The sequence below is a fragment of the Acidiphilium sp. PM genome, from assembly GCF_000219295.1.
GTDB lineage: Bacteria > Pseudomonadota > Alphaproteobacteria > Acetobacterales > Acetobacteraceae > Acidiphilium > Acidiphilium multivorum.
Genome location: NZ_AFPR01000026.1, coordinates 1 through 1,201, shown reverse-complemented (window position 1 = coordinate 1,201; position 1,201 = coordinate 1). Strand labels below are relative to the sequence as shown.

The 1,201-nt window shown below is 62.6% G+C and carries 1 protein-coding gene; it reads right to left on the bottom strand.

The genetic code is table 11. From position 1 onward, the window contains the following. Positions 1-24: 24 nt before the first annotated feature. Positions 25-1,119 (bottom strand): IS630 family transposase, encoded by a 1,095-nt coding sequence (locus APM_RS00825; RefSeq protein ID WP_007421460.1) that lies wholly within the window; start codon positions 1,117-1,119, stop codon positions 25-27. Between the last annotated feature and the right edge of the window lie 82 nt (positions 1,120-1,201).

Below are 1,201 nucleotides of genomic sequence, written 5' to 3'. Positions count from 1 at the left end.
CCTAGTGTGCCGATTCCGAAGTTCCTATGCAGAGTGATCCTGGATGGCGTTGGTGCGCTGGCAGAAGCGTTGGACGGCGGCGAGGATTTCGTCGGCTGACTTGACCCAGCGGAATGGCTTAGGGTCGGCGTTGTGGGCGTCGATATAGGTGGTGATCGCCGCCTCCAGTTCTCGGACGGAGCGGTGCGCGCCGCGGCGGATCTGGTCATCGGTGAGCATGCCGAAGAAGCGTTCGACCTGATTGATCCAAGACGCCGAGGTGGGGGTGAAGTGCACATGCCAGCGGGGCCGTTTGGCGAACCAGTCGCGGATCAGCTTGGTCTTGTGGCTCGACGCGTTGTCCATCACCACGTGCACGTCGAGATCAGCGGGGACATTCTTCTCAACCATGTCCAGGAAGCGGCGGAAGTCTGCGGCACGGTGGCGTGGCATGCACGTGCCGATGATCGTTCCGATCTTGACGTCAAGTGCGGCGAACAACGATGTCGTGCCGTGCCGCTTGTAGTCGTGGGTGCGACGCTCGGCTTGCCCTGGCCGCAGCGGCAAGATCGGCTGGGAGCGGTCGAGCGCCTGCACCTGTGTCTTCTCGTCGACGCAGAGCACCACCGCACGGTCGGGCGGGTTCAAGTAGAGCCCAACAATGTCGCGTACCTTCTCGATGAACAGGGGATCGGTCGAAAGCTTGAATGTCTCGCTTCGATGAGGCTGCAGAGAGAAGGCCCGCCAGATGCGGTGCACGGTCGATGGTGCCAGTCCGGACGCCCGCGCCATCGACCGAGTGCTCCAGTGCGTCGCCGCCGCGGGCAGCTTCTCCAGCGTCGTCGTTATCACCTCGGCAATCTTGTCATCGCCGATCTTGCGCGGCGCGCCGGGGCGAGGTTCGTCGAGCAGGCCATCCAGACGCTTCGCGGCAAACCGCGTCCGCCAGGTCGCCACCGTTACCCGCGTGATCCGGAGTTTCTCGGCGATCCCGAGATTGCTCATGCCGTCCGCGGCCAGCAGTATAATCTCGGCGCGCATTGCGTCCCCGCGAGCGATTTTGCGCCGTCGGATGCGCGTCTGAAGTTCAATGCGCTCCTCGTCACTCAACTCGATCCGAACCGCCTGTCCCCACGCCATCCTGACACCCTCCGAGATCTTCGGCGATCAGAGAATCACCTTTAGGGGCTTATGGCTAGATATTTCAGAGACGTCACACTAG